Origin of the sequence: Streptococcus sp. CL6.22 (genome assembly GCF_049738055.1) — a bacterium.
GTDB classification, from domain to species: Bacteria; Bacillota; Bacilli; order Lactobacillales; family Streptococcaceae; genus Streptococcus; species Streptococcus mitis_DJ.
In genome coordinates, this window is record NZ_JBKOTV010000007.1 from 16,974 (window position 1) to 38,220 (window position 21,247).

Annotated in this window: 21 protein-coding genes; 13 read left to right on the plus strand and 8 right to left on the minus strand. The window is 40.7% G+C overall.

Annotation, left to right across the window (positions count from 1 at the left end):
• Positions 1-524 precede the first annotated feature (524 nt).
• Positions 525-1,499 carry a sensor histidine kinase gene (locus tag ACLNCW_RS04475; RefSeq protein ID WP_254753915.1) on the minus strand — a complete coding sequence of 325 codons (975 nt, stop codon included), beginning with the start codon at positions 1,497-1,499 and terminating at the stop codon, positions 525-527.
• Positions 1,492-2,169 carry a response regulator transcription factor gene (locus ACLNCW_RS04480; protein ID WP_000548991.1) on the minus strand — a complete coding sequence of 226 codons (678 nt, stop codon included), beginning with the start codon at positions 2,167-2,169 and terminating at the stop codon, positions 1,492-1,494. The genes ACLNCW_RS04475 and ACLNCW_RS04480 overlap by 8 nt, the downstream gene beginning before the upstream one ends.
• Before the next feature lie 408 nt (positions 2,170-2,577).
• On the opposite strand from ACLNCW_RS04480, the gene ACLNCW_RS04485 reads away from it, so the two are divergent.
• The 3 genes from ACLNCW_RS04485 to ACLNCW_RS04495 all read left to right on the plus strand — a co-directional run bounded on the left by ACLNCW_RS04485 (position 2,578) and on the right by ACLNCW_RS04495 (position 5,209).
• Entirely contained in the window at positions 2,578-3,147 is a 570-nt protein-coding gene (locus tag ACLNCW_RS04485) for a TetR/AcrR family transcriptional regulator (protein ID WP_101785863.1), read from the plus strand.
• A gap of 84 nt (positions 3,148-3,231) precedes the next feature.
• Positions 3,232-4,008: a ferredoxin reductase gene (locus ACLNCW_RS04490; protein ID WP_424845426.1), complete on the plus strand. Its 777-nt coding sequence runs from the start codon at positions 3,232-3,234 to the stop codon at positions 4,006-4,008.
• Positions 4,009-4,135: 127 nt separating this feature from the next.
• The gene (locus tag ACLNCW_RS04495; RefSeq protein ID WP_424845427.1) at positions 4,136-5,209 is read left to right on the plus strand and encodes a DUF2974 domain-containing protein; all 1,074 of its coding nucleotides are present in this window, start codon (positions 4,136-4,138) and stop codon (positions 5,207-5,209) included.
• An 87-nt stretch (positions 5,210-5,296) separates the two neighbouring features.
• Here the strand turns inward: ACLNCW_RS04495 and ACLNCW_RS04500 are convergent, their stop codons facing one another.
• From ACLNCW_RS04500 to ACLNCW_RS04510, 3 genes are all read right to left on the minus strand, one after another.
• Entirely contained in the window at positions 5,297-6,316 is a 1,020-nt protein-coding gene (locus tag ACLNCW_RS04500) for a YdcF family protein (protein WP_424845428.1), read from the minus strand.
• A gap of 68 nt (positions 6,317-6,384) precedes the next feature.
• A complete protein-coding gene (locus ACLNCW_RS04505; RefSeq protein WP_223340186.1) occupies positions 6,385-6,822 on the minus strand; it encodes an Rrf2 family transcriptional regulator in 438 nt (145 codons plus the stop codon).
• Between the two features lie 75 nt (positions 6,823-6,897).
• Positions 6,898-7,740: a metallophosphoesterase family protein gene (locus tag ACLNCW_RS04510; RefSeq protein WP_424845429.1), complete on the minus strand. Its 843-nt coding sequence runs from the start codon at positions 7,738-7,740 to the stop codon at positions 6,898-6,900.
• Between the two features lie 111 nt (positions 7,741-7,851).
• On the opposite strand from ACLNCW_RS04510, the gene ACLNCW_RS04515 reads away from it, so the two are divergent.
• The 4 genes from ACLNCW_RS04515 (at position 7,852) to ACLNCW_RS04530 (ending at position 10,305) form a co-directional block, all read left to right on the plus strand.
• Positions 7,852-8,502 (plus strand): metal-dependent transcriptional regulator, encoded by a 651-nt coding sequence (locus ACLNCW_RS04515; protein ID WP_265473025.1) that lies wholly within the window; start codon positions 7,852-7,854, stop codon positions 8,500-8,502.
• Positions 8,503-8,621: 119 nt separating this feature from the next.
• Positions 8,622-9,329 (plus strand): nicotinamide mononucleotide transporter, encoded by a 708-nt coding sequence (locus ACLNCW_RS04520; RefSeq protein ID WP_194251494.1) that lies wholly within the window; start codon positions 8,622-8,624, stop codon positions 9,327-9,329.
• A 130-nt stretch (positions 9,330-9,459) separates the two neighbouring features.
• Entirely contained in the window at positions 9,460-9,873 is a 414-nt protein-coding gene (locus tag ACLNCW_RS04525) for a hypothetical protein (protein WP_285387934.1), read from the plus strand.
• Between the two features lie 18 nt (positions 9,874-9,891).
• Entirely contained in the window at positions 9,892-10,305 is a 414-nt protein-coding gene (locus tag ACLNCW_RS04530) for a hypothetical protein (protein ID WP_293965941.1), read from the plus strand.
• A 38-nt stretch (positions 10,306-10,343) separates the two neighbouring features.
• On the opposite strand, the gene dtd is transcribed toward ACLNCW_RS04530, so the two are convergent.
• Complete coding sequence (gene dtd / locus ACLNCW_RS04535) at positions 10,344-10,787, minus strand: D-aminoacyl-tRNA deacylase (RefSeq protein ID WP_049544844.1); 444 nt, start codon at positions 10,785-10,787, stop codon at positions 10,344-10,346.
• 29 nt (positions 10,788-10,816) lie between these two features.
• Positions 10,817-13,039 carry a RelA/SpoT family protein gene (locus ACLNCW_RS04540; protein WP_424845430.1) on the minus strand — a complete coding sequence of 741 codons (2,223 nt, stop codon included), beginning with the start codon at positions 13,037-13,039 and terminating at the stop codon, positions 10,817-10,819.
• Positions 13,040-13,364: 325 nt separating this feature from the next.
• On the opposite strand from ACLNCW_RS04540, the gene ACLNCW_RS04545 reads away from it, so the two are divergent.
• Together ACLNCW_RS04545 and ACLNCW_RS04550 are read left to right on the plus strand one after the other, a co-directional pair.
• A complete protein-coding gene (locus ACLNCW_RS04545) occupies positions 13,365-14,822 on the plus strand; it encodes an N-acetylmuramoyl-L-alanine amidase (RefSeq protein ID WP_049546518.1) in 1,458 nt (485 codons plus the stop codon).
• 298 nt (positions 14,823-15,120) lie between these two features.
• Positions 15,121-15,750, plus strand: a complete 630-nt coding sequence (locus ACLNCW_RS04550) for an MBL fold metallo-hydrolase (protein WP_261100564.1) — start codon at positions 15,121-15,123, stop codon at positions 15,748-15,750.
• Positions 15,751-15,863: 113 nt separating this feature from the next.
• Here ACLNCW_RS04550 and pepO read toward each other — a convergent pair whose 3' ends face one another.
• On the minus strand, positions 15,864-17,756 hold the full coding sequence (gene pepO, locus ACLNCW_RS04555) for an endopeptidase PepO (RefSeq protein WP_424845431.1): 1,893 nt from the start codon (positions 17,754-17,756) through the stop codon (positions 15,864-15,866).
• A 177-nt stretch (positions 17,757-17,933) separates the two neighbouring features.
• Here pepO and ACLNCW_RS04560 point away from each other — a divergent pair, with 177 nt between their 5' ends.
• From ACLNCW_RS04560 to tpx, 4 genes are all read left to right on the plus strand, one after another.
• Positions 17,934-18,656, plus strand: coding sequence for a metal ABC transporter ATP-binding protein (locus tag ACLNCW_RS04560; protein WP_424845432.1), 723 nt, complete (start codon positions 17,934-17,936; stop codon positions 18,654-18,656).
• Positions 18,653-19,501, plus strand: coding sequence for a metal ABC transporter permease (locus ACLNCW_RS04565; RefSeq protein WP_049551311.1), 849 nt, complete (start codon positions 18,653-18,655; stop codon positions 19,499-19,501). The genes ACLNCW_RS04560 and ACLNCW_RS04565 overlap by 4 nt, the downstream gene beginning before the upstream one ends.
• 31 nt (positions 19,502-19,532) lie before the next feature.
• A complete protein-coding gene (psaA, locus tag ACLNCW_RS04570) occupies positions 19,533-20,462 on the plus strand; it encodes a metal ABC transporter substrate-binding lipoprotein/adhesin PsaA (protein WP_033682181.1) in 930 nt (309 codons plus the stop codon).
• 229 nt (positions 20,463-20,691) lie between these two features.
• Positions 20,692-21,183, plus strand: coding sequence for a thiol peroxidase (tpx, locus tag ACLNCW_RS04575; protein WP_000256026.1), 492 nt, complete (start codon positions 20,692-20,694; stop codon positions 21,181-21,183).
• The last annotated feature ends 64 nt before the right edge of the window (positions 21,184-21,247 follow it).

The window sequence follows — 21,247 nt, forward strand, 5'->3', positions numbered from 1 at the left end:
TTATGTGATTTTCGTAAGAATTTTATATTGTCTCCAATCATGGTAGTCTCCTTTTACTTGATAAAACTATTATAACATTTAGAAATTAAAAACTGGTTCAAAATCAATAGGATGTGTGTATTCGATACATTCAATAAATTCTTGGAAACAGTTCTACACCAGTTACACAAATCTATATACACCTATCTCATTCAAAATTAAAAGAAAGCTGCAGTTCTTTTAATCCTGTATCAACGATTCATTCTGAAATCGAATAGGAGACATTTCCCAAGTCTACAATTCACTTCATCTCAAATTAATTTTTGTAATTCACCCTTAGTTTATAGATTTTATACTCAACAAAAGTATAAAGCATACAAAACTTCACTTTGAACCAGTATTTATACTATATCCCGTATCAAGAACTCTATTATTATTTTTCTAAAATACAATTTTCAAATATCCTGAAATATAGGAAAAAGAGATTGTGTAAAAACTCAATCCCTGTAAAAAATGGTTTTCCCCCAGTCTCTTTTCGTCTATGCTCACTCAATTATTAGATTCATGTCAGCAAACTGAATCCGTACTATCGTTCCTTTTCCGACCTCAGACTCGATACGAATCTGGTGCCCCAGTTCTTCAGAAATTTTCTTAGATAGGTAAAGTCCAAGTCCAGATGACTGCTGGGTTAGGCGGCCATTATATCCTGAAAATCCACGTTCAAAGACTCGGAGGACATCACTGTTTTTTATCCCTATTCCTGTATCCTTGATACAGAGTTCTTGCCCTTCCATATAAATCTCCAGACCACCTTCCTTGGTGTACTTGAGACTGTTTGAAATAATTTGCTCAATGACAACTAGCAGCCACTTCTTATCCGTCACGATTTCTTTATCAAGGTCATGTAGATTGACATTTAGTCCTTTTTGAATAAAGAAAAGAGCGTATTTACGAATTATTTCCTTGACCAAATCCTCAATTTGAACCTGCTTTAAGACCAAATCATCATGGAAACTTTCTAAACGCAGGTACTGTAAAACTAGATTAGTATAGGAGTCAATCTTGAAAATTTCCTGTTCTAATTGCTGCTTCAGTTGTCGGTCGGCTACTTCTGCAACTAAGAGCTGACTGGCTGCAATGGGGGTCTTAATCTGATGGACCCACAAGGTATAGTAATCCAGCAAATCCGTCAGTTTTCTTTCGGCATCTGACCTTTGCTGATAGAGTTCCATCTCACGCGCTTCTAATTTTTCTGCTAAAGCTATTTCTAAAGGAGATTTGGCTTCCCTCTCTCCGTAGAGAAGTTCCTTGCGATAGACCTGCATCTCCACCAATATGTCCCAAGTGAAAAATAAGATGGTTACAAAGCAGCACAAGAGGAAAAAGTAGAGAAAGTAAATTCCCAAACTGGCAAATAAAAACTGAAAGAGCAAAACCAGAAATGCCAAAGAAAGCAGATAGACAAACAGACGACTACGGGAGCGCAGATAGGCTAGAAAAAATTGTTTCCAATCAAGCATGCTTCAGTCCGTACCCTATCCCTTTCTTGGTCTCGATAAATCCTACCAAGCCCTGCTCTTCCAATTTTTTACGCAAACGAGCCACATTAACTGAGAGGGTATTATCATCAATGAAAAAGTCACTGTTCCAAAGCTCCCGCATCAGGTCATCACGCGCTACAATATTGCCCGCATGCTCAAATAAAACGCGTAAAATCTGGAATTCGTTCTTGGTCAAATTCAAGACTTGCCCTTGATAATGTAAATCCATTGATTTGGTATTGAGGATAACACCGGCATATTCCAGTAAACTCTCGTCACGCCCAAACTCATAGGAACGACGCAACAAGCCCTGAACCTTGGCTAAAAGAACCTGCTGGTCAAAAGGCTTGGTCACAAAGTCATCCGCCCCCATATTGATTGCCATGACAATATCCATAGCCTGGTCTCTGGAAGACAGAAACATGATGGGGACCTTGGAAATCTTGCGAATTTCCTGACACCAGTGATAGCCATTAAACAGGGGCAAACCAATATCCATGAGGACCAGATGAGGTTCCGACTGAACAAATAGACTCAAAACTTCCATAAAGTCTTCTACCAGGACCACTTCAAATCCCCATTCAGAGAGCATTTTTCCGACTTGTTGACGAATAACCTGATCATCTTCTACTAATAAAATCTTGTGCATCTGATTCTCCTTTGCTAATTTTAGGAGTCTTAAATCCTTTAGTATAAATAGAGGGCTTAGTATCTAATACTTTTTTGACATTTCCTTGTCACAACAGCTCAAAAACAGATAGTGAATAACCCCATTGATATCATACCTTATTTTTAGACATAGTGCCAGCACTACCCTTTTATTTTTAATTTTTTCAACCTTCATTTCAGTTCTTTTATCCATCCCCTTAACCAAAATTTATATCTATTCTTCCAAACCTTGAGTGTAGTTAAAATGACACTCTATACTCTTCTAACATTGAAACGCTCCTTATCGAGTGGTATCCGTAAAAAGTTCTAGCTTTCAGATTGACAATCTGAAAAAGATTTGTTAAGATATGAATGAACAATATTTAATATTCATTCAGAAAAGAGGTGAATCAAATTGGACAAAAAACAGACTTTGAAATCCGCAGCTTATGAAGTTTTTTCAAAAAAAGGATACAAGGCGACAGGAATTTCAGAAATTGCTAGACAAGCTCATATGGCAGTCGGATCTTTTTATAACTATTACGAAAGTAAAGAAGCTATTTTTTTAGATATCTATATTGATGAAAACAACCGTGTTCGCCAAACTATGGTCGAAGAACTGGATTGGGAAATTGATATGATTGATCTTATTAGTCAACTCTTTGCTCAATCCAGAGCACTCGTTTCCTCCAATAAAATCCTTGCAGAATGGTACAATCCTGCCATAGCAGATGAGTTGCATAGCTACTATTCCTCAGAAGAAGGAAAAGTCACGAATCCATTTCATCAATTTCTCGTGAAAACCTTTACTCATCGTTTGCAGGCTGAAGGCCATTCTCCAGAAAAAATTCAAGATATTTTACAAGTTTACAACCTATTTTACTACATGGATATGCATATCACAGAAAATGATTTTCCAGATATTAGCAAAACTGTAGAAATACTAGCAACCAACTTCATTAAAGGAATACTGAAATAAAGAAATCTTTTCTTTATTTTTTGAAAATATGTGAATGAATTTCGTTTCGATTCATTCAAAAATTAAAAACAGGAGTCATAAAAAATGAAAAGAGGTAAAAAAATGTTTATTATCACTCTATCAACACTTGGATTACTAGCCCTTATAACTTGGGGTGCCATCGCCTATCTTGGACGAAGTCAGACATTATCGATAAAATCCATCGAAAACCCCAGCGGAGATCTGTATTTAATTCATATCACAAAGCCGAGTCGTGAAACCTGGAAAGCTGGGGCTTTTGCTAAGTTTACACTCCCTGATACGTCGTCCGCTGCTAGGAAAAACGAAGCTAAGGGAGAGCAGAGCAGTCGATGGCTCACCATTGCCTCCACACCTGATGAAGATGAAATCCTCATTCTAACGCATAATAGTGGTAGCCACTTTAAAGAAACCTTGACACATTTACCGGCTGGAAGTGAGATTGAGATGAGTTGGCTTGATTCCTCTTTAACCGTTAAAGATACGAATCAGCCACTAGTTTGCTTTGCAGCTGATGTTGGTATTTCTGCTCTACGCCCCCTTATCAAAGAACGGGCTGGTAAAGCTCCAATTATTCTCAACCATTTTGACAAAGGAGTTACTATTTTCGATAATGAGATGAAGGAACTGGCTCAAAAAACATCAAATTTTACTTATAAAACTAGCGATGAATTTTCTCAAAGTCAAGCATTTTTAAAACGTGCTATTGATGAATACGGCAATCAAGCCAGCTATCTCATCACAGGTCAGCCTGATGATGTAAATGAGATGAAGAATTTTTTAAAGGAAAATGGCATTGATAACAAAAATATCCAAGTTAGCTCATTTAGAGGGTTGAAATAAAAGCAATCTGTCTTCTGTATATCTGAATCAATCCCTAACTACTAGGTCATTTTGCAGAGTGGCTAAACAAGCCTACTAGCTAATTCTATGTAAATATGGTAGGATAAACATAGAGAAAGGAGCTCCTATGGCCAATATTTTTGACTATCTGAAAGATGTCGCACACGATTCCTTTTACGACCTTCCTTTGAATGAGTTAGACATCCTAGCCTTAACAGAAGCCACCTACCTCTCCTTTGATAATCTAGTCTCCGCAAGTCCTCAGCGACTTTTAGACTTGGCACTTCAGGTTCCAAGGGAACCCAGCATGTTGACCAGCAAAAATCGCCTCCAGCTATTGGATGAGCTAGCTCAACACAAGCGCTTCAAAAATTGCAAACTCTCCTATTTTATCAACGACATCGACCCTGAACTGCAAAAGCAATTTGCGGCTATGACCTACCGCCTCACTTTCGATACCTATCTGATTGTCTTTCGAGGGACTGATGACAGTATCATTGGCTGGAAGGAAGATTTCCACATGACCTATATGAAGGAAATTCCTGCTCAAAAGCACGCCCTATGCTATTTAGAGAACTTTTTTGTCCACCATCCTAAGCAAAAGGTCATTCTGGCTGGGCATTCCAAGGGAGGAAATCTAGCTATCTATGCTGCTAGTCAAATTGAGAGTAACTTGCAAAATCAAATCACAGCAGTTTATACCTTTGATGCGCCTGGTCTTCACAAAGAACTGACACAGACCGAGGGCTATCAAAGGCTAATGGATAGAACAAAGGTCTTCATTCCACAAGGTTCCATTATCGGTATGATACTGGAAATTCCTGCCCACCAAATTATCGTTCAGAGTACTGCCTTAGGTGGTATCGCCCAGCACGATACCTTTAGTTGGCAGATTGAAGACAAGCACTTCGTCCAACTGGATAAAACCAACAGTGATAGCCAACAAGTTGACACAACCTTCAAGGAGTGGGTGGCGACAGTCCCTGACGAAGAACTTCAGCTCTACTTCGATCTCTTCTTTGGCACCATTCTTGATTCTGGTATTACATCTATCAATGACTTGTCTTCCTTAAAGGCTATCGAACACATTCGTCATCTCTTCGTCCAAGCTCAATCTCTCACTCCAGAAGAAAGGGAAACCATGGGACGCCTCACCCAGTTATTGATTGATACCCGTTACCAAGCATGGAAAAATAGATAGTACTCTTGAAAATCAAATGTATACAAAACAAAAGACCTAGAATACATACTTTCATGTGCATTCTAAGTCTTTTTAAATAGAATCTGACTACCAAATAATCCCTTTGTAGGCTATCAAAATGAGGGCTAATAGCAGGACATAAAAGGCAAGGAAAAGCCATTTCATTTTGACACAGAGAGCTACGTACTCCCGAATAAAAGCAGATGGTATGTAGTAGCCTGCCGTCCTACATCCGAGGCCATCTCCCTTCATTTTTAACTTACGAGCATAGGTACTTGTTCTAAAGACATGATAATCATTTGTTACAAAGAGGAATTGAGGTTTGGCTACCAGCTTCTCACCAAGTTCCTTAGAAAAGAGAAGGTTCTCGTAGGTAGTCCTTGATTGGTCCTCCAGGATAATCCCATCTTGGGGAACATCGGTCTCTTCAAGCAGATAGTTTGTAATAGCCTGCGCTTCAGAAATCTTCTCATCTCCTCCTTGACCACCACTAGCAATGATTTTGATATGAGGATTCTTAGAATTGTGGTAAGCTTCTACTGCCTTATCAATTCTCCTCTTTAGCAAAGGTGTTACCTTTTCTCCGTCTAACAAACCTGCACCATGAATGATGATAAAATCATAATGCTTCTTCTTAGGAATAAAGAGATACAAGATAGAGTACAGCATAAAACCCGTAAAAGCAAAGCCAAAAATAAAATAAGAGTAGAAAATGAATACAAATAAAATGTTTAGAAAGTGATTGGTGGCAAATAAAGCGTCTCTATCTCCAAAGCGAAATAACATCAAAGCAAAAAATACCAAAATGACTATTCCAAGGAGCATGGAGAGATAATTGGCCTTTGAACGTCCCTCTCGCTTCAACAAAATGACCCCATTATAGATTAAAAAGATGCCACTTAGAAAAATCAGTATCGGAAGTAAAATAAAGGGAAATATAAAAAAAGCGAAATGAATCTTCTCATACCCATTTTGATAAAAAAGGTAGCCTAGATAAAAATAACTGGAAATGAGGGATAATAAGAATAATACTGGATTCCACAAACTTCTATTATCCTTCCAAAATGACACTATAAAGGCTAATACAATTCCTATAACGAGATACATTTCTTCCTCCTTTAATGATTCTATTTTATCACAATTTTACATAGATAAAAAGAGGGCATCTATCCCTCTCAATCCTTCATCTGACTCTCTGCATCGGTCACGACTTGTTCTAAACTGGTCTGACCGAGTTCAGCCTCCATAGCCAGCTGGATTCTCTCCAATTTTTGATCCAAAACATCATGAATATGAGCTCCAACTGGGCAATTTGGATTCGGGTTGTCATGAAAACTGAAGAGTTGACCAGTCTTTCCAAGACACTCAACCGCTTGATAAACATCTAATAGACTAATGTCTTTGAGATCCTTAACAATCTCTGTTCCCCCTGTTCCGCGCGCTACTGAAATCAACTCTGCCTTCTTCAACTGGGACAAGGTCTTTCTGATAATGACAGGATTGACCCCGACACTAGCAGCCAGAAAATCACTGGTCACCTTGCTTTCCTTCCCCTTGAGGGCAATGATTATCAGCATATGAGTCGCAATGGTAAATCTACTTGGAATTTGCATACTCTTCTCCTTTTTACGAGGCTAGCCTACCTCTACTCTTCTCTTTCTTTTATTATACCCTTTTTGGTTGTAATGTCAATTATTACCACTTTTCAACCAAGCATCTAATTCCCTATCATAGCCCTCTTTCTGGGCTAATTCTCTCAGAAATTCCTGATGATGAGTATGATGGATACCATTGACTATACTTTCATAATAAACCTCAAAATAGGGAAGTTTGAGGTCTTTAGCCAACTGCAATTCAGCTGCCACATCGTAGTCCACCCGTCGGAAGTCCATATCTACCAAGCCCTTGTCATCAAACTCTAAAATCATATACTGGGCTCGCAAGTCCTTCCGCAACTGGGTATCTAGAAAGAAAGGCTGGCCAATTGAACCCGGATTAACAATCAATTGCCCACCAGTCCCGTAACGAAGCAACTGCTGGTGAATATGACCATAAACAGCAATATCACAAGGCGGATTGGTCACCAAGCGGTCAAAATCCTCTTGCGCTCCAGTATGAATCAACTCTCTCCCCCAGTTCTTATCAGGAAGATGATGGCTAATTCCCACCGTCAAATCACCAAACTGACGATGAATCTGGAGTGGTTGATTGTGGAGCAGTTCAATTTCTTCTAGGGAAATTTCCTCTAAAACATACTGACACTGGCGCAAAAGATAGCGTTGACTGGGGCGAGTATTATCCAATTCCTTGCGGACACCATGCCAAAGACTGTCTTCCCAGTTTCCCAAAACTCTAGCCGTAATCGGTAGATCAGCCAACAAGTCCAAAATCCTTCTACGCCCTGTCCCTGGCATGAGAATGTCTCCCAAAAGCCAGTATTCATCCACTCCTAGCTGCCGAGCATCTGCCAAAACTGCCTCTAAAGCAGTGGTATTGCCATGAATATCTGAAAGAAGAGCTATTTTCGTCATATCCATCTCCTCGTTTTTTCTCTTGCAATAAGTATAACATAAAAAGTCACAGCTAGAGAAATCTAGCTTTTTTTGATATACTAGATAAAGATATTAGACAAGAGGAAACGAATGACCCCGAATAAAGAAGATTATCTAAAGTGTATTTATGAAATTGGCATAGACCTGCATAAAATTACCAACAAGGAAATTGCGGCCCGCATGCAAGTCTCTCCCCCTGCCGTAACTGAAATGATTAAACGGATGAAGAGCGAAAACCTCATCCTTAAGGACAAGGAATGTGGCTATCTACTGACTGACCTCGGCCTCAAATTGGTCTCTGAGCTCTATCGTAAGCATCGCTTGATTGAAGTTTTTCTAGTCCATCATTTAGACTATACGAGTGACCAGATTCACGAGGAAGCTGAAGTCTTGGAACATACTGTCTCTGACCTGTTCGTGGAAAGACTGGATAAATTGCTAGGATTTCCCAAGACCTGCCCTCACGGAGGAACTATTCCTGCCAAGGGAGAACTCTTAGTTGAAATCAATAACCTGCCACTAGCTGACATCAAGGAAGCTGGCTCCTATCGCCTAACTCGGGTGCACGATAGTTTTGACATTCTCAGTTATCTGGACAAGCACTCACTTCACATCGGTGACCATATCCAAGTCAAGCAGTTTGATGGCTTTAGCAATACCTTCACTATCCTCAGTAAAGACGAGGACTTACAAGTAAGTATGGACATTGCCAAACAACTCTATGTCGAGAGAATCGACTAATTTCTCCAATCCCCTACCAACCCTGAAAATCAAATTTTCAGGGTTTTATTTCTAGCATTTGATTTTGCTTTCATTTAGTTGTAGAATGTTTGTAAAAAACAAGAAAGATAGTTTAAACTATGAAAAAATCACTAAAAATTTTTGCTACATCTAAATGGTTCGACCTCTTCGGGGTTGCTTTGGTCGTTGGGATTGCGATTGCATCTGGTTACCTCAACTCACGCCTCGATAAATTCGTAGATTGGGGACCATGGACAGCTCTTGTACCCTTTGGATTGATTTCCGTAACCAACGTTGGGATTTCCATGTTGTCCACTCGTTTCACGGGGAAATTAAGCAAATGGGGAAATTACTTTGGTATTGTTAATACCATTTTGTCCGGTGCTATTGATTATATCCTTGGAAATAAGGCGGCCATTATCACCTATCCTGTCACCTTCCTCATTTATACCTTTGCGATTAAGAAATGGGAAGCTTCGCAAGAAGGCAGACCCAACCAAATGAGCCAAAAACAGCTAAAATTGGCGGCCATCATTATTTCCATCATCGCCTTCCTCTTTGCCTTTGTGACAAACTATATCGGCTATGGGGGCAAGATGAATCTCCTTGCCTACGTAACAACTATTGCCTTTGCACTGTCCCTCATTGCAAATGCTTTGAACGCATTGAAACTAACAACTCAGTGGGGCTTTTGGTTGATTTACAATTTCGTTCAGCTGACAAAAGCTGGTATTCAAGGAAACTTCGCCAATATCGGTAAATACATCTTTTATATCCTCAATGCAATCGGAGCTTTATTTGTCTGGAATGATGAAGAAGTTAGATAATAGAACAAAACTCAAATAAAGAATACTAGCCAACTTAAGAGAATCTCCCTTCTGCTATTTTTATCATTTTACTTGTAACTTCTATTCTTTTGGAGTAGAATGAAGATAGATAAAAGAGGGAGGTCATCTTATGAAAAATCTCTTTAGAATCCATTTTACAGCAATTGCAGTTATCGATTTGCTACTATTTGCATTTTTTACCACTAGACCCGAGACAGCTTTAGAATGGCTCTTGCTCTCTGGTTTTATTTTCCTCCTTGCTCAGGGACTCCTGCTATTTCGCTTGGTTTTCCGACTCAAACATCAATTCGCTGAGATTTATCCTCAAATCAATAAAAAGATTCGCTTCTATTATTTAGGAGTTCTCACCATTGATTTTCTATTTTTTATCCTTTTAGCCTTCACTAGTTCTCAGCGTTCTCCCTCTCTTATGCCAATTGTCACTGCTTGCCATTCTACTTTTTATTATACGACGACTAACTACCTAAGAGACAACTATTCAGATTTTTACAACAAACACATCACTTTATGGGAGTGCCTCTAAAGAAAAGGAGGTTTTAGCATGAAAAAAATCATCTTCATCAAAACCATTCAACTCCTTGTCATTGATGGAATCATGCTGGCATTTTTGACATTTAAAGAGAGACTTACTTGGGATTGGATTTTGATTTATAGCGGTTGGCTCATTTTCTTTCATCCTGTGCTATTGACCTATCTTTCCAACCAACTTTGTGACCACTTTAGTCAACTCTATTCTCAGATTAGACCGAGATTCTGGCGTTTCGTCTTACAAATCCTCCTATGGGATATCCTGATGATTCTCTCCTTGCTGTTTTTAAGGGGTATCCCACTTTTACTTCAGGGAACTCTCCTAATCATAGGTCATCTCATCTCTTCCTACCGCATAAGCCAAAGCCTGAAAAGAGATTTCCCCAAGGCCTATCAAGAACCGATGTCTTTTTGGAGTATTTTATGATAGATAAGAAAGACCAAGCCGACTGGGTTTGGTCTTTCTTATCTATTTTTAGTATCAAGGATAATGGTGACTGGTCCGTCATTGACCAGCTCAACCTGCATATCCGCTCCAAAAATACCTGTCTGAACGGGCACTTCTTGCGCTAGTTTTTGATTGAAAGTATCATAGAAGTCTGATGCCCTATCAGGCTTGGCTGCACCTGTAAAGGCTGGACGATTGCCTTTCTTAGTATCCGCAAAGAGGGTAAACTGAGAAATAGAGAGGATTTCTCCTTCAATATCTTTGACAGACAGGTTCATCTTGCCTTCTGCGTCTGAAAAAATCCGCATATTGACCAGTTTTCTCACAGCATAGTCCAAATCTTCCTCTTGGTCCTCTGGTCCAACACCAACCAGCAATAAGAGTCCCTGATTGATTTTTCCCTGAACCTGACCTTCGATACTCACTTGGGCTTTTGTAACCCGTTGGATAATGATTTTCATAATAGCCTTTCTAGTAAGGGCTAGGGCAATTAACCGTTAGTCCGTTTGACAGAGTATACTTCTGGCACACTCTTAATCTTGTCCACAACCGAAGTCAGTGTCGAGAGGTTGGCAATACCGAAGGATACATGGATATTAGCAAATTTCATATCCTTGGTTGGTTGGGCGTTGACTGTTGAGATATTCTTAGTTGTGTTTGAAAGAACTTGCAGCACATCGTTCAACAGTCCTGTACGATTGAGACCATAGATATCGATATGGGCCATATACTCCTTATTTGAGTTTGAATACTGGTCTTCCCACTCCACATCAAGGAGACGTTGCTCGTAGTTTTCTTGGGCACGCAGGTTCATACAGTCCACACGGTGAATAGCCACACCACGCCCCTTGGTGATATAGCCAACAATATCGTCACCAGGAACAGGATTACAACACTTGGCAATCCGCACTAGGAGACCTGAGGCACCTTCAATGACCACTCCACCCTCATGCTTAACCTTGAGGGTTTCTTTGTTCTCAACCTTAACCTCGCCACCCTTGACAAGTTCTTCTGCCTCAGCCTTGGCCTTGGCACGTTCTTCTTCACGACGTTCCTTTTCAGTCAGACGGTTAAAGACAGTAATCGCACCGATTTCTCCAAAACCAATAGCCGCAAAGAGGGATTCTTCTGTCTTGTAGCTAGTCTTTTGCAGAACTTGATCCATGTGACGCTTGTCCATGAATTTATTGGCCACATAGCCGTTTTCTTGGAACTGAGCCATCAACATTTCACGACCCTTATTGACAGACAATTCCTTATCTTGGTTTTTAAAGAACTGACGAATCTTGTTGCGGGCCTTGCTGGTCTTGACCATGTTAAGCCAATCACGGCTTGGCCCAAAGGAGTTCGGGTTGGTGACAATTTCAACCTGATCCCCTGTCTTGAGCTTGGTTGTCAGAGGAACCATACGGCCATTGACCTTGGCACCCGTCGCTTTTTCACCGACCTTTGTATGGATTTCGTAGGCAAAGTCAATCGGTCCTGAATCTTTGGGAAGGGAACGAACAGCTCCATCTGGGGTAAAGACGTAAATCTCCTCAGCCAGATAGTTTTCCTTAACTGAATCCACAAATTCCTTGGCATCATCAGCCTGGTCTTGGAGCTCCATCATCTCCTTGATCCAGTTCATACCAATGGCTGATTCCTTGCTGTTAACCTGCCCCTTGATGCCCTTCTTATAAGCCCAGTGAGCCGCAACCCCGTACTCAGCCACCTCGTGCATTTCCTTGGTCCGAATCTGGAATTCGATTGGCCCTTTTGGTCCATAAACAGTCGTATGGATAGACTGGTAACCATTGGCCTTGCGGTTAGCGATATAATCTTTAAAGCGACCTGGCATTGGTTTCCAAAGTTCATGCACATAACCAAGCATGGCATAAACATCACTTTGGGTATCTAAAATACAACGAATAGCAATCAGATCATAGATTTCCTCAAACCGTTTTCTCTTGTCCTGCATTTTGCGGAAAATAGAGTAAATATGTTTGGGACGACCGTAAATCTTCCCTTTCAAGTGACGATCCGTCGTATAGTCTTCTAGTTTCGTAACTACCTCATCCACCAAGGCTTCACGCTCTCTGCGCTTTTCCTTCATCATATGGGTAATCTTATAAAACTCCGTTGGATTGAGATAACGGAAAGATAGGTCTTCCAATTCCCATTTGACACTGGAAATCCCCAGACGATGGGCAAGCGGGGCATAAATTTCCATGGTTTCTTTGGAAATGCGCTCCTGCTTGTCTTTTCGAAGGTGTTTAAGCGTCCGCATATTGTGCAAGCGGTCAGACAGTTTGACCAAGATAACACGGATGTCCTCAGACATGGCCATGAGCATCTTGCGATGATTTTCTGCCAACTGCTCTTCGTGAGACTTGTATTTAACTTTACCAAGCTTGGTAACCCCATCTACGATTACCCGCACATCAGGACCAAACTCCCTTTCCAAATCGTCCAAGGTCGCTTCTGTATCTTCTACCACATCATGCAAGAAACCACAAGCTACTGTTACAGCATCCAACTTGAGCTTAGCTAAAATACCTGCCACTTGGATGGGGTGAATGATATAAGGCTCACCTGATTTGCGATATTGACCACTATGGCATTCAACGGCGTAAACCAAGGCCTTATGGACAAAAGCCACATCTTCTTCCGATAAATATTTCTGTGTTAAAGCGACAACTTCTTCGCCTGTTAAATTCACTTCTTTTGGCATCTCTACTCTCCAATTCTTCCTACCATTTTATCACTTTTTTAAGAATATGAAAACTAGAAAAAGAGGATTCTAAAGCTTATTCAAGTTGTTGGGAAGGAGGATAAAAAAAGATTTACACTAAAACAATAAAATTATCTGATTTTCATCTATCTTTTTGGATATAGGCCACACTAAAAGTCAGTGAAATGAAAATACATTCTTCTTTTTTCAATAAATAAGGTTTGATATTTTGGTAATTTTCTAATTTTTTTAGTGTATAATGGTAATATAAACAGTTTTTTTACGATAATTACTGAATTTTCATCTCTCTAGAAAGGCAAACAACATGAAATCACACAAAAGACTGACACTTTTAGCCTTAGCTGTTCTTGGACTAACAAATCAAGTCGTTTTGGCTGATGATACGAGTCATTCTACTACTACCCCTATGACTAGTTCAATCAGTAGCTCAACAAATACTTCCACTAGTCATTCTACTAACAGTTCTACAAATACTTCTGCTAGTAGTTCTCAAGCTAGTGCAGAAACTTCGACAAGTACAGCTAGTTCAAGTGAACAAGAAAGTAAACCTTCTCTTTCTAGGGAAACCCAACATAATCAACCTATACAAACTGGCTGGGTAAAAGAGGGGAACAAGTGGACTTTTTATAGTCAAACTGGTGTCAAATTTACAGATACCCTCTATGATGGTTATCTCTTTGATAGTCATGGCTACTTGCTTGAAAACAGCTGGTACCAAATGGGCAATAATTGGTACTATATCAATAGTTCAGGTAAATATTTATCCAACCAATGGAGCCAAATCAATGGCAAGTGGTATGCTTTTGATGGCTATGGTAGAATGTTGGCCAATATCTGGAAAGGCGATTACTACCTCAAATCCAGTGGTGCTATGGCAGATAAGGAATGGGTCTACGACCAAAGCTACTCTAGTTGGTTTTACCTAAAATCTGGCGGACGCTATGCCCAAAAACAATGGATTGGTTCCTACTATCTTAAATCTGGTGGCTACATGGCCCATAAGGAATGGATTTACGACCCAGACTATCAAGCTTGGTACTATCTTAAGGATGATGGTGTATATGTTACAGGAACCTATGCTGTGGATGGTAAAAATCAGCTCTTCCAAGGGAATGGAAAATGGGTTCGTGAATTAGCACAAGGTTTTCAAAAAGGACATTACTCTAAAACTATCTTTCTCGATCCAGGACACGGTGGTAAGGATCGCGGGGCTTATTACTATGGCATAGCTGAAAAAGAATTGAACCTACAAGTTTATCGTAAGCTACGTAAACGACTAGAAGGACTCGGCTATACCGTTCTCACCTCTCGAGATAGTGATATAGACGTTGATTTTATTACCGAGCGTTCTCGTATGGTCAACAAGACCAATGCTGACTTTTTCATCAGCCTTCATTTCAATGCAAAAGGGAATGATACAACCGTTAATCTGGGTATCCAGACCTATTCTTACAAGGATGAACCTGGTTTCCCCAGCAAGATTAACAAGGATTGGCACAACAATCCTGAACGAATGAGTGAAAGTAATCGTCTCGCAGCCGATATCCATTCTTCACTGCTAGCTGAAACTGGAGCTAGGGATGCTGGGCTCTTGCAAGCAACCTTTGCTGTCCTCCGTGAAACAGCTAAACCAGCTGTTTTGCTAGAGATGGGATATATGGATAATCCAGAAGAAAACCAAAAAATCCGCAGCAGTGACTACCAAGATAAACTAGTTGAAGGGATTGTCAAGGGAATCCAAAAATATTACGCAGGGAATTAAAACAGTTTAAGCCTCGAACTCATTCGGGGCTTATTTTTTATCCAAACCATCTTCTTTCTAGACCTATTTCCTTTTCCAGCTTATTCTCCCCAACTGTGCTATACTTAATTTATACTCAATGAAAATCAAAGAGCAAACTAGGAAACTAGCCGCAGGTTGCTCAAAGCACCGCTTTGAGGTTGCAGATAAAGCTGACGTGGTTTGAAGAGATTTTCGAAGAGTATTATTTCCTTTTTAAGCTTATTCATCCTAACTGTGCTATACTTAATTTAGTACATTCTTTGAGATTGGAGCTAATATGAAAATCCATAAAACCGTGAATCCTGTTGCCTATGAAAACACCTATTACCTAGAAGGTGAAAAGCACCTCATCGTGGTCGATCCTGGTAGCCATTGGGAGGCCATTCGCAAGACTATCGAAACCATCAACAAGCCGATCTGCGCTATTCTCTTGACCCACGCCCATTATGACCATATCATGAGTCTGGATCTAGTTCGCGAGACTTTTGGCAATCCTCCGGTCTATATCGCAGAGAGTGAAGCCAGCTGGCTCTATACTCCTGTCGATAATCTCTCTGGGCTTCCTCGCCACGATGATATGGCAGATGTGATCGCAAAACCTGCAGAACACACCTTTAGCTTTCATGAGGAATACCAACTGGAGGAATTTCGTTTTACTGTCTTGCCAACACCAGGACATTCTATCGGCGGTGTTTCTATCGTCTTTCCTGATGCTCACCTAGTCTTGACAGGGGATGCTCTTTTCCGAGAAACTATTGGACGAACGGACCTTCCAACTGGTAGCATGGAGCAACTCCTTCATAGTATCCAGACCCAACTCTTCACCCTATCAAACTATGATGTCTATCCAGGGCATGGTCCAGCTACGACCATCGCCCATGAAAAGACCTTCAATCCTTTTTTCTAGCAAGATAATAACAATTAAGTAAACTATCCAGCAAGTCTTTCCATTATAAAAGGCATCCAATCAAGTTTTCGAACCTGATTGGATGCCTTTTTCTGATTACTTGCTTCTTTGCATTACCAAATAATCACACGCTCTTCTGGTGAACGCCACATACCGTCGCCTTCTTTGACATCATAGGTTGTAAAGAAATCATCAAAGTTTGGTACTTGTACATTGACACGGAGTTTGGCTGGTGCGTGCACATCGACGCTAGCCAAGAGTTTCATAAATTCTGGACGGCCTTTCATGCGCCAGATACGACCGAAGTTGTAGAAGAATTCTTCTGCTGAAAAGTCTGGTTCTCTCTTAGCTGCTTCAAGCGCTGCAGCGATTCCTCCCAAGTCAGCCACGTTTTCTGACACAGTCAGTTTACCGTTGATGGTTGCTCCATAAGAATCCTGTCCATCAAATTGGTCAATAACTTTTTGTGTTTTCTCCTTGAAGGCGGCATAGTCACTCTCTGTCCACCAATCCTTGAGACTACCATTTTCATCAAAGGAAGCTCCATTGGTATCAAAGGCGTGGGAAATTTCATGGGCAATAACCGCCCCGATACCCCCGTAGTTAGCAGAAGATGACTGATGCAAATCATAGAAAGGTGCTTGTAAAATAGCCGCTGGAAAGACAATCAGGTTCTTCTGTGGATTGTAGTAGGCATTGACCATATGAGCAGGCATGCCCCATTCCTTGTAGTCTACAGGCTGGTTCCACTTGCTCCAACTGTGTTTGATTTCCACACGCGCAAAGGCTAGAGCATTGTCAAAAAGACTAGCAGTCTCATCCACTACCTTGTCCTTATAGCGTTCTGGCAATTCTTCAGGGTAACCGATATAAGGCTTGATAACATTGAGTTTGACGATGGCCTTGTCACGAGTTTCAGGAGTCAGCCAGTCATTTTTAGCCAAGCGTTCCTTATAAACATCAATCATAGTTGCCACTTTTTTCTCCACGTCTGCCTTAGCCTCTGGGGAGAATTTTTCATGGGCATACCAGAGACCCAAGGCTTGTTTGAAAGGACCTTGTGCTAGCTGGTAGGCTGCCTTGACCTTGTCTTTGGCTTCTGGAACTCCTGAAAGCGCACGGCTATAGGCACCTGACAAGACACGGATTTCTTCTGTTAAATAGCTGGTTGAGAGATTGACAACACTTAAAATTAAGGTTGCCTTGAGGAGAGGCCAGGCCTCTTCACTATAGAATTGATCTGCTGCTTGCCAGAAACGTTCCTCGTCTACGATAACCTTGTCTGGTACTTGTCCAAGAACGGCTTGGAAGAAGTCATCCAAAGGTAGAGCAGGCGCAAATTTCTTGAAATCTTCGTAAGCATATGGATGGTAAAGTTTAGCATACTCTGAACTTTCTTCATTAGAGAGCACCACTGCCGCAACTCGACGGTCCAATTCTAGTCTTTTCTCTAGCAAGTCTTCAATTTCTGCATCAGAGAAATCATAAGCTTTGAGGAGATTTGCGCTGCTTTCTTTCCAAAGAGTCAAGAGCTCTTCGCGCTGAGGATGATCTTCTGCATAGTAGGTCGTATCTGGCAGAATCGTGCTTGGAGCGCTAGCCCATAAAACGTTGATTCTGGCATCCATAAAGTCTGGCGATACACCAAAAGGAAGGAAGTTTGGTTTTCCTGCAAGCTCAAACTCTGCTAGTTTAGCTGTAAAATCTGCAAAAGTCTCCAATTCTTGGAATTCTTTAAGGAGTGATAAGACAGGTGTGATACCGTCAGCTTCTCTCTTGTCAAAATCACGAACTAGGCGGTGGTATTTGACAAAGTTTGCCAAGATAGCATCCTCAGGCACCTCTTCACCTGCCAACCACTTGTCTGTTGTCGCCAACATCAAGTCTTCAATTTCATGGTCTAAATCAACAAAACCTCCTGTTTGAGACTTATCTGCTGGGATTTCAGCTGTCTTCTGCCATTCTCCATTGATTGCATCATAAAAATCATCTTGATAACGTGTCATCTTGTTCTCGCTTTCATTTGTACTTGTTTTTAGCTTAACAAAAATTGCTGGGGAATGCAATTAAAAATGAACTTTCCTTTTCCATCATTTTTCAGTTATTATTTTAATTTTTTCAAAAATTAACTTGACTTAATTTTTTTTTTAATGTATATTAAGAGACAGGAGGAATACAAGTTTATGATACGTATCGAAAACCTCAGTGTCTCCTACAAAGAAACATTGGCACTTAAGGATATTTCACTAGTGCTCCAAGGACCAACAATTACCGGAATCATTGGTCCAAACGGTGCTGGAAAATCAACATTATTAAAAGGTATGCTGGGAATTATCCCACATCAAGGTCAGGCATTTCTCGATGACAAGGAAGTTAAAAAATCCTTACACCGAATTGCCTATGTCGAACAAAAAATCAATATCGACTACAACTTTCCCATCAAGGTCAAGGAATGCGTCTCGCTAGGACTCTTTCCCTCTATCCCTCTCTTTCGCAGTTTAAACGCTAAACATTGGAGAAAAGTAGAGGAAGCCCTTGAAATCGTCGGCCTAGCTGACTACGCAGAACGGCAAATCAGTCAACTATCTGGAGGTCAGTTCCAGCGGGTTTTGATTGCCAGATGTTTGGTCCAGGAAGCCGATTATATCCTCTTGGATGAACCCTTTGTTGGGATTGACTCTGTCAGTGAGGAAATCATCATGAATACGCTGAGAGATTTGAAAAAAGCTGGGAAGACGGTTCTCATCGTCCACCACGATCTCAGCAAGGTTCCCCACTACTTCGATCAAGTCTTGCTTGTCAATCGAGAAGTGATTGCCTTTGGTCCAACCAAAGAAACCTTTACCGAAGCCAATCTCAAAGAAGCTTACGGTAATCGACTCTTTTTCAGTGGAGGTGACCTATGATTGCAGAATTTATCGATGGATTACAAAAATTCCATTTCCTACAAAATGCCTTGATAACAGCCATTGTCATCGGGGTCGTAGCTGGAGCTGTGGGATGTTTCATCATCCTACGCGGGATGTCACTCATGGGAGATGCCATTTCACATGCTGTCTTACCAGGTGTAGCCCTCTCCTTCATCTTGGGCGTTGACTTCTTTATCGGAGCCATTGTCTTTGGATTGCTAGCTGCCATCATCATTACCTACATCAAGGGGAACTCGATTATCAAAAGCGATACCGCCATCGGCATTACCTTTTCTTCTTTCTTAGCCCTCGGTATCATCTTGATTAGTGTCGCTAAAAGTTCAACTGACCTTTTCCATATCCTTTTTGGTAATATCCTAGCCGTCCAAGATACGGATATGTTTATTACTATGGGTGTTGGGGCAGTCATTCTCTTGTTAATCTGGATTTTCTTCAAGCAACTCTTGATAACATCCTTTGATGAACTCTTGGCTAAAGCCATGGGAATGCCTGTCAATTTCTATCACTACCTTCTCATGGTACTCCTGACTCTCGTGTCTGTGACAGCCATGCAAAGTGTCGGAACTATCCTGATTGTAGCCATGCTGATTACCCCAGCTGCAACTGCTTATCTGTATGCTAATAGCCTGAAAAGCATGATTTTCCTTTCCTCAACTTTTGGAGCTATTGCTTCAGTTTTGGGACTCTTTATCGGCTATAGCTTTAACGTTGCGGCAGGTTCTAGTATCGTGCTCACAGCTGCTAGTTTCTTTCTCATTAGCTTCTTTATCGCTCCAAAACAACGATATTTGAAACTGAAAAATAAACATTTGTTAAAATAAGGGGTAAAACCCCAATAAATTGGAGGATCTAATGAAAAAATTAGGTACATTGTTGGTTCTTTTTCTTTCCGCCATTGTTCTTGTAGCATGTGCTAGCGGAAAAAAAGATGCAGCTTCTGGTCAAAAACTAAAAGTTGTTGCTACAAACTCAATCATCGCTGATATTACTAAAAATATTGCTGGTGACAAGATTGATCTTCACAGTATCGTTCCTGTTGGCCAAGACCCACACGAATACGAACCACTTCCTGAAGATGTCAAGAAAACTTCTCAAGCTGATTTGATTTTCTACAACGGTATCAACCTTGAAACTGGTGGCAATGCTTGGTTTACAAAATTGGTAGAAAATGCTAAGAAAACTGAAAACAAAGACTACTTTGCAGTCAGCGAAGGCGTTGATGTTATCTACCTTGAAGGCCAAAACGAAAAAGGCAAAGAAGACCCACACGCTTGGCTTAACCTTGAAAACGGTATGATCTTTGCTAAAAATATCGCAAAACAATTGAGCGCTAAAGACCCTAGCAACAAGGAATTCTACGAAAAAAATCTCAAAGAATATACTGATAAGTTAGACAAGCTTGATAAGGAAGCTAAGGAGAAATTTAACAACATCCCTGCTGAGAAAAAACTCATCGTAACCAGCGAAGGATGCTTCAAATACTTCTCTAAAGCCTATGGTGTCCCAAGTGCCTATATCTGGGAAATCAACACTGAAGAAGAAGGAACACCTGACCAAATCAAGACCTTGGTTGAAAAACTTCGCCAAACAAAAACTCCTTCACTCTTTGTAGAATCAAGTGTGGATGACCGTCCAATGAAGACTGTTTCTCAAGACACAAACATCCCAATCTACGCACAAATCTTTACTGACTCTATCGCAGAACAAGGTAAAGAAGGCGACAGCTACTACAACATGATGAAATACAACCTTGACAAGATTGCTGAAGGATTGGCAAAATAATACTCTTCGAAAATCAAATTCAAACCACGTCAGCGTCGCCTTGCCGTACTCAAGTACAGCCTGTGGCTAGCTTCCTAGTTTGCTCTTTGATTTTCATTGAGTATAAGCCTCTGAAAAACGTCATTCTCACATGAGCTGGCGTTTTTTTCTATGCCCATATTTCCGGTCAAATCATTGGAAAATTCCGACTGTTTCAGCTAAAATGGAAGAAAAAAGATTGGAGTATCCTATGGTAACTTTTCTCGGAAATCCTGTGAGCTTTACAGGTAAACAACTACAAGTCGGCGACAAGGCGCTCGATTTTTCTCTCACTACAACAGACCTTTCTAAAAAATCTCTGGCTGATTTTGATGGCAAGAAAAAAGTCTTGAGTGTCGTGCCTTCTATCGATACAGGTATCTGCTCAACTCAAACGCGTCGCTTTAATGAAGAACTGGCTGGACTGGACAATACAGTTGTCTTGACTGTTTCAATGGACCTCCCTTTTGCCCAAAAACGTTGGTGCGGTGCTGAAGGTATTGAAAATGCCATCATGCTCTCAGACTATTTCGACCATTCCTTTGGACGTGATTATGCCCTCTTAATCAATGAGTGGCACCTATTGGCACGCGCAGTCTTTGTCCTTGATACTGACAATACTATTCGCTACGTTGAATACGTGGATAATATCAACTCTGAACCAAACTTCGAAGCCGCAATTGCAGCTGCTAAAGCCCTATAGAAAAAATCCTCTGTCACAAAGAGTTCCCTACTCTTTGAAACGGAGGATTTTTTGTTTACGAGTA